General features: G+C 66.3%; 6 protein-coding genes and 2 pseudogenes. 3 read left to right on the top strand and 5 right to left on the bottom strand.

What is annotated here, in order from left to right; all coding sequences use genetic code 11:
* Window positions 1-1,328 (top strand): annotated as a pseudogene (locus tag G3N93_RS29590) (molecular chaperone DnaK); the annotation flags it as partial.
* 153 nt (window positions 1,329-1,481) lie between these two features.
* On the opposite strand, the gene ctlX reads toward G3N93_RS29590, so the two are convergent.
* Together ctlX and G3N93_RS29580 are read right to left on the bottom strand one after the other, a co-directional pair.
* The gene (gene ctlX / locus G3N93_RS29585; protein WP_206134546.1) at window positions 1,482-2,483 is read right to left on the bottom strand and encodes a citrulline utilization hydrolase CtlX; all 1,002 of its coding nucleotides are present in this window, start codon (window positions 2,481-2,483) and stop codon (window positions 1,482-1,484) included.
* A 59-nt stretch (window positions 2,484-2,542) separates the two neighbouring features.
* Window positions 2,543-3,622 carry an ornithine cyclodeaminase gene (locus G3N93_RS29580; protein ID WP_206134545.1) on the bottom strand — a complete coding sequence of 360 codons (1,080 nt, stop codon included), beginning with the start codon at window positions 3,620-3,622 and terminating at the stop codon, window positions 2,543-2,545.
* Between the two features lie 350 nt (window positions 3,623-3,972).
* Between G3N93_RS29580 and G3N93_RS29575 the strand changes: the two genes are divergently transcribed.
* Both G3N93_RS29575 and G3N93_RS29570 read left to right on the top strand, forming a co-directional pair.
* On the top strand, window positions 3,973-4,404 hold the full coding sequence (locus G3N93_RS29575; protein WP_006479718.1) for an Lrp/AsnC family transcriptional regulator: 432 nt from the start codon (window positions 3,973-3,975) through the stop codon (window positions 4,402-4,404).
* Between the two features lie 430 nt (window positions 4,405-4,834).
* Entirely contained in the window at window positions 4,835-5,491 is a 657-nt protein-coding gene (locus tag G3N93_RS29570; protein WP_241026754.1) for an isoprenylcysteine carboxylmethyltransferase family protein, read from the top strand.
* 109 nt (window positions 5,492-5,600) lie between these two features.
* Here the strand turns inward: G3N93_RS29570 and G3N93_RS29565 are convergent, their stop codons facing one another.
* From G3N93_RS29565 to G3N93_RS29555, 3 genes and pseudogenes are all read right to left on the bottom strand, one after another.
* Window positions 5,601-6,194, bottom strand: coding sequence for a peroxidase-related enzyme (locus tag G3N93_RS29565; RefSeq protein ID WP_174938326.1), 594 nt, complete (start codon window positions 6,192-6,194; stop codon window positions 5,601-5,603).
* The gene (locus G3N93_RS29560; RefSeq protein ID WP_206134544.1) at window positions 6,191-6,721 is read right to left on the bottom strand and encodes a CMD domain-containing protein; all 531 of its coding nucleotides are present in this window, start codon (window positions 6,719-6,721) and stop codon (window positions 6,191-6,193) included. Before G3N93_RS29560 ends, G3N93_RS29565 begins: the two co-directional genes overlap by 4 nt.
* 45 nt (window positions 6,722-6,766) lie before the next feature.
* A pseudogene (locus G3N93_RS29555) lies at window positions 6,767-7,629 on the bottom strand (NAD(P)/FAD-dependent oxidoreductase); the annotation flags it as partial.

Genomic DNA, 7,629 nt, shown 5'->3' with positions numbered 1-7,629 from the left:
GCGGCGTCTGCCTGCTGCCGCGCGGTGCGGAGGAAGGCCACGAGATCCGGCTCGACGATCGCACGTTCGCGCTGCAACTCGGGCAGCCGGTGCGTTTCCACCTTGTGTCGACCGTGGCTGAAACGGCATACCGGCCCGGCGATCTCGTCGATCTCGATGGCGGCGATTTCGTGCGGCTGCCGCCGATCGCGACGGTCGTCGACGCGAAAGCGGGCGGCGATGCGCGCGAAACGCCGGTGAAGCTCACCGCGTCGCTGACCGAGGTCGGCACGCTCGAAATGCACTGCATCGCGACCGACGATGCGGCGCGCCGCTGGCGGCTCGAATTCCAGTTGCGCGGCGACGCGCCCGCGCAGGGCGACGACGCTGCGCTCGCGCGGCATCCGCGTCTCGACCAGGCGATCGAACTGATCGAGCGCTCGTTCGGCAGCAAGGCCGTCGGCGTCACGCCGAAAGACACGCGGCGGCTGCGCGCGCAGCTAGAACAGGTGCTCGGCGCGCGTGAGGCGTGGGACGTCGAGCTCGCGCGCGAACTGTTCGATGCACTGCTCGCGCGCGCACGGCGACGCCGGCGCTCGGCCGATCACGAACGTGCTTGGCTGAACCTCGCCGGGTACTGCCTGCGTCCGGGCTTCGGCCATCCGCTCGATGCGTGGCGCATCGAGCAGCTGTGGCCGCTGTTCGACGACGGGATTCAATACGTGACCGACGGGCAGGTGTGGTCGGAGTGGTGGACGCTGTGGCGGCGCGTGGCCGGCGGCCTCGACGACGATGCGCAGACGCAGGTGCGCGATGCAATCGCATTCCTCGAACCGACCGACGACAAGCGGCGCAAGCTGCCGTTCGATCCGGGCAAGGTCGGGCCGGCCGACATGACACGGCTGTCCGCGTCGCTCGAGCGGCTGCCCGTCGAACGCAAGGTCGAACTGGCCGCGCGGCTGATCGCGCAATTGCAGAAGCCCGCCGACCGTGCGCTGTGCGCGTGGGCACTCGGGCGCATCGGCGCGCGCCGGCCGTTCTACGGCAGCGCGCACAGCGTCGTGCCGGCGGAAGTCGCCAACGGCTGGCTCGATGCGCTGTTTGCGCTCGACTGGAAACAGGTCGAACCGGCCGCGTTCGCGGTCGCGCAGATTGCGCGGATGACCGGAGACCGTTCGCGCGACCTGCCGGATGACACACGCGAGGCCGTGATCAAGCGCCTGTCGGCCGCGAATGCGTCGACGGCGTGGATCGACATGGTGCGCGAAGCAATTGCGTTCGACGAAGCCGACACGGTGCGCGTGTTCGGCGAAACGCTGCCGGCGGGGTTGAAGCTGCTGGCGGGGTGAGTGGCGCGGTGTGCTCTGGCATCGTTCGGATGCCAGAGTATTTCGCGGTGTTGCCGATGCGGGCTGACGCTCGCCGATTCAACGTCCTTCGAATACGCGGATGGCTGCCGTTGCATCGCATCGGCAGCCGTATGTGCGTTGTCAGCCTGCCGGTCAGATCTGTGGCGTCGTCTCGCGTGGCGATGCGGCCGATTCCACTGCTGTCACGCTCGGCGTGGCCGACCGCCGTGCGAGATGAATCCCCGTCAGCATGCAGCGCACCGACCCACCGGCCAGTTCGATCGTCGGCACATCAAGCGGCAGCAGCCGTGCGGAACGTTCGATCGTCGCCCGCTGCACCGGCGTAAGACAGTCGTACGCGCGCCGCGACAGCGCGAGCACCCGCCCTTCCTTGCCCGACAATTCCAGCGTATTGCCCGCGAAATTCGCGATCTGCGATGCATCGAGCGCGATCACCGTGCGCCCGGTTTCGGCCAGCCGCTGCGCGATTTCTTCACGGCGTCGGCTGTCGGCAATGAGTTCGAGGCCGACCATCGCGAACTCGGTCGCGACGCTCATCATCACGTTCGTGTGATAGATCGGCCGCCCGTCGGCATCGGCCGTATCGAAGCAGATCGGCTCGAAATTGAAGTTCGTGCAGAAGCGTTCGAGCGCGACCGGATCGGCGCGGCGTGAACGCGCGGTGTACGCGATCCGCGCGACGTGGTCGAGCACCATCGCACCGGTGCCTTCGAGGAACACGTCGTCGTATTCGAGGCCCGAATAATCGATCACGTCCTGCACGCGGTACTCGGCCTTCAGCATCTCGATCACGTCCGCGCGCCGCTCGCGGCGGCGGTTCGCGCTGTACATCGGATACAGCGCAACATGGCCGCCCGGGTGCGTCGAGAACCAGTTGTTCGGGAACACCGAGTCGGGCGTGTCGCGCTCGCCGTGATCGTCGAACACGTGCACGCGCACGCCCGCGTCGGCGAGCGTCTGCGCAGCGGCCGTGACTTCGTCGCGCGCGGCGGCCGACACCGACGACGCGTCGTTCGCCGTGCCGCCGGATGTGCGCTGGAAGGCATTGTCGGCCGCGGTCTGCGGGTTCGGCAGGAAGCGGTGCGGCCGGATCATCACGACGGCGGCCGGCGCCTGGATCGATACGAGATTCATGGAAGGCAGGAGCGAAAGGCAAGGGGCCGGGCGGCGCACGGGCCGCCCGGGGATGACGGTCAGCGCGCGAACGCGGCGACGGCTTCGGTCACGTACGCCGCGTGACCCTGCGCGATCGCGGCCGGGTCGTCGATCAGCGCGAACAGGTTCTTCGGGTCGACGGCCGGCGGAATCAGCGCGATCTCGACGCCTGCGTTGTGCTGCTGCGCGAGCGCATACAGGTAGCGCAGCGCCGAGTAATCCTCGAGCGCGAAGCCGACCGAGTCGAACACCGTGACTTCGTCCGCGCGTTCGCGGCCGGTCGTCTCGCCTTGCAGCACGCGCCACAGCTCGGTGACAGGGAAGTCGGCCGGCATCTGCTGGATCTCGCCCTCGATGCGCGACTGCGGCTCGAATTCGACGAACACGCGGCCCGCATGCAGCACGCCCGCTTCGAGTTCGGTCTTGCCCGGGCAATCGCCGCCCACGGCGTTCAGGTGCATGCCGGGCTCGATCATGTCGGCGGTGATGATCGTCGCGTACGCCTTGTCGGCGGTGACGGTCGTCACGATGTCGGCGCCGCGCACGGCGTCGGCGGTCGACGCGGCGCGTACGACGCGCAGCGCCGGGTACGCGGCGAGGTTCTGCACGAGCTTGTCGGTTGCGTGCGGATCGACGTCGAATACGCGGATTTCTTCGATGCCGAGCAGCGTGTGGAATGCGATCGCCTGGAATTCGCTCTGCGCGCCGTTGCCGATCAGCGCCATCGTGCGCGCGTCGGGGCGTGCGAGGGCTTGCGCGGCGAGCACCGACGTGGCGGCCGTGCGCAGCGCGGTGGTCAGCGTGAGTTCGGCGAGCAGCAGCGGGTAGCCGGTATCGACTTCGGCGAGCGCGCCGAACGCCATCACCGTGTGCATCCCGCGCGCGGCGTTGACGGGGTGGCCGTTCACGTACTTGAACGCGAACAGCGACGCGTTCGCGACGGGCATCAGTTCGATCACGCCGTCGCGCGAGTGGCACGCGACGCGCGGCGACTTGTCGAAGTCGGCCCAGTGCAGGTAATCGGCGCGCAGCGTGTCGACGAGCTCGCGGAGGAACGTCGTGACGCCAGTTTTGGCGATCAGTCGGGCGGTGGCGGGAACGTCGAGGAAGCGGGTCATGCGTTTGTCTCCTGTCGACCCGAGTTAGCGCTTCAGCGCTTACTCGGGTCCCATGCTTTGCAAGTTCTCTCAGTGCCGGGACGGGTGTCCCTGGCGTTCTGGTCGACCTGACGAGTGCTTCGGCGTGAGCTCAGGCTTGATGAAAAGCGGCGGAGCGGCGTGTTCGGCCGGTCGATAGCATCATTATTTCGGCGAGTCGAGCCAACAAAAAGACGGCAAAAGTGGCAGATTTATCGATAGACTTGTCAAAATGCTGGCCCGATCTGGCAGTTTGACCAAGTTCCACTGGTCGGAATGTGCAGCCTCCGGCACGCTGGCGGCCGGTATACGTTCAACAGGAAGCTCCGCTCATGATCACGCTCGACGACGTCGACCGGCAGCTCATCGCGCTGCTGCGCGACAACGCGCGACTGCCCGTCGTCGCGCTGGCGAAGGAATTGCGCGTCGCGCGCGCGACCGTGCAGAACCGGCTGACGCGGCTGGAGAAGAACGGCGTGATCGTCGGCTATACGGTGCGGCTCAAGCCGGCGGCGGAACGGCACCGGATCCGCGCGCTGATGTCGATCGCCGTGCAGGGCAATCGCGGCGCGGAAGTGGTGAAGGTGCTGCGCGGGCATCCGAACGTTGCGTCGATCCACAGCACCAACGGGCGCTGGGATCTCGTCGCCGAGCTGCATGCCGATTCGCTCGAGCACTTCGATCGCGTGCTCGGCGCGATCCGGCTGATCGACGGGATCGCGAATACCGAGACGAGTATCTTGCTGTCGACGCACAAGGCGTGACGCAGGCATGCAGGCGACGCAGCGGCGGCAGTGCAAAAGGGTGTGCCGATGCGAAGTTCCTGGCTGGGCGTCGTTGTGCCGTTGCGATCACAGCCATCGCGTACGTGGTGTTTACCCGGCCACGATTCATTCCGAATGCAAGCGAATAAATTGACGGAAAGCGAAATTATTTCGCCTGATTGAGGAGCGGAGTGCGCTGTGTATTGTCCGGCAGTTGCGACATTCAACCCTTCCCGTTTTCCATTTGCCCGTGTTCTCGGGACTTACACCAATCAACGTCACAAAGTCAGAACTTTGATCTGCTTCAATGGGGCGGGCATGCTAATCTGAAACGGCAATATAAAAAAGCCGCAATAAATGACGGGGCGATAAGATGAAACAGGCCATACAGGATGCAGGGGGGCGGGGAGAATGCACGCAAGCGGCCCTGATGCCGCATGCTGCAGTTGCGGATGGGAAGTCGAAGTCGAAGTCGGAGTCGATCGATCTGATTGAACTTGGCGCTCGCGTGGCTTCGGTGACCGTGCTGGGCGTATTCGTCTATCTGATTTACATACCGTGGCGCCAGAATCCAGGCCGGATCACGTTGATCCTGCTGCTGGTCTCCGCAGTCTTGACCGTCGGATTGTCGGCATTCGCGAAATTGCCGAAGCGGCGCGACTGGCATCCCGTCGCGGTGTGCTTTTCCCTTGGCGGTTCGTTCTACTGCCTCACCTATCAGCTGGACGCCAGTACACAACTGATTCCCGAGTGGGCCGGCGGAAGCCTGCAATTGTGCGGGATTGCGTTTCAGCTGTTCGCGAAGCTTTCACTGGGGCGCTCGTTCGGTCTGCTGCCCGCCAATCGCGGAGTCGTTTCGGTCGGCGCGTACCGGTTCGTGCGTCATCCGATCTATGCCGCCTACCTGTTGTCCGAGATCGGTTTCGTGCTCGCCAACTACAGTCCCCGAAACGTGTTCATGATCACCAGCTGGATGCTGCTGCAGATCGGGCGCATCAGCCTGGAGGAGCGCGTGTTGTCGGAAGACGCGGATTATCGCGCGTACAAGGAGAAGGTGCGGTACCGGCTGATTCCGGGCCTGTTCTGACGCGAATGTCGAGCACTCGAAATCCGCGTCGTCGATGAAGCACATGGGCGCCGGGTGTCGCACCGCGATCGGGGCGGCCACCTGTAAAGGAGCAGGTACCGCCACGTGATCAGGCGCTGGCCGCCGGCTCCGGAAACACCGGCTCGCCCAGCGTCAGCATCAACCGGTTCGCCCACGCGAAGATCGCGACCGCGTGCGACAGGTCGAGAATCTCCTCATGCGTCAGCCCTTCGGCTTCCAGCGCGGCGATATCGCTTGCGTCGACCGTATCGGGCCGCTCCGTCAGCGCGATCGCATAGCGAATGATCGCGCGTTCGCGCGCCGTCGTGCCGGCCGTCGCCGGATCGTCGAACACCTGCTCGATCGCATCGGTGCGTTTCGCGAGCTGCGCGAAGCGCTGTGCATGCACGGACGCGCAGTACACGCAGCCGTTCACGCGCGACACGGCCGTGCTCGCCAGTTCGCGCTCCGCGCGCGACAGGCCGCCAGGGCCGTACATGATCGCGTTGAATACGCCCGAACGTTGCCGCAGGATCTCGGGAAGATGGACGAGCAGCAGGTAATAGTCGGACGTCTTCGCTTGCGGGTGGCTCGCTTCGAGCACGGCAAGCTGATCGGGCGTCGCGGCATCGAGCGACACGGTGTCGAGCCACGCACGCCAGCCGAGCGTGTCCGACGTGAAGCCGTGGGCGGTCGTCGTCATGCGGCCTCCCTGGCGGTACGTGCCTGAAGCGCTTGCGCGGCAACGGCGACGCGCAACTGATACGTGACGAACGCAACGAGCTGCGACAGCGCGACGATTGCGGGCGTCGTGAGTCCGGCCGACTTCAGCGCGTCGAGATCGGACGGGCGTGCGTCGACAGGGGCGCGCGTCAGCAGGCGTGCATGCGCCAGGATCGCGCCGATGCGGCGGGGCAGCGCGTCGAACGCATCGGCGTCAGCCCGTGCGATCTCGTTGAGCGTGCCGCCTGCGTCGATCAGTCGTGCGCGATAGGTGTCGGCCAATGCCTGCGCATTCGACTTGCGTGCGACATATCGTGCCGCGTGCAGTCTTTCGGGTAACGAAAGATCGGGCAGCGCGGGATCGAACAGCGCAGCTTCGCTCAGCCGCGTATGAAGCAGCACCTTGTCGCGCGCGCGGCGCAGCGCGGCGATCGCATCGCCTTCGCGCAGGCCGGCTACGGCGTCGATCGTGTCCGGCGCAGCGGCCGGCGTGATGGATTCAGTCATCGTTTCGGGTTCCCTTCGTCGTCAGTGTGATCGATGAGCGTGCGCTCACGCGCCGGCGTCGCGCCATTCGTCGCCTTGCAGTTCGGCGTTCGCGTACGCGACGAGCGCGTCGTAGTGGCGATCGCGGTCGGCGTCGAACAGCCGGCTCGCAATCCCGTGCGCGAGCCGCCTGGCGCCCGCGCTGATGGCCGGGATATCGCCGGACAGCTTGCCGTGGCTCAGGCTCGCCGCATGGTTGAAGCAGTGGATTCGCGTAATGGCCGCGCACGTGCCGGGCTCGCGCTCCTGGAATGCGAACGCGGGGCCGAGATCGGGCGACTCGGCGAGCTCGTCGATCCACGTGCCCGGTTCCGGTCGATAGCGGTCCTTCCAGCGCCGCACGTGCGCGCCGAACGACGCGAATTCCGCGCGCGTCGTCCAGTCCGAATGAAAGCCGGTCGCGAAGATCAGGAAGTCGACCGTGTAGCGTCCGCGCGGCGTCGTCACGTCGAGTCCGCCGGCGTGTTCCGCGAGCGTCTCGATCGGGCTGCCCGCATGAAAATGCGCATGCTCGTGACGCGACACGCGCAGCACGCTGTCGCGCGGCGGGGGTGTTTGCGATGTCAGCGCGTAGTGCATGAAGCGCCACTTCGTCGCGTCGTCGAGATCGGCGTAGCCATGCACGAGGCCCGGGCTGCCGATGCCGGTCAGCTTGTTGATGCGCGGAATGTCCATGCGGCGGAAGAACAGGTCGACACGCGCGGCGCCGGCTTCGAGCGCGGTGCCCGCATTGTCGAACGCGGATGCGCCTGCGCCGACCACGCCGATGCGCTTGCCCGCGAGCGCCGCGAAATCGATCGGCTCGGACGAATGGGCCCAGCGCGTGCGCGGCGCGCGTTGCGCGACGGGCGGGACGTACGGGCCGCCGA

This window comes from Burkholderia sp. Se-20378 (assembly GCF_017104665.1).
Lineage (GTDB): Bacteria > Pseudomonadota > Gammaproteobacteria > Burkholderiales > Burkholderiaceae > Burkholderia > Burkholderia lata.
Note: the sequence above shows the minus strand (reverse complement) of the source record. Positions and strands in the feature narration are given on the sequence as shown.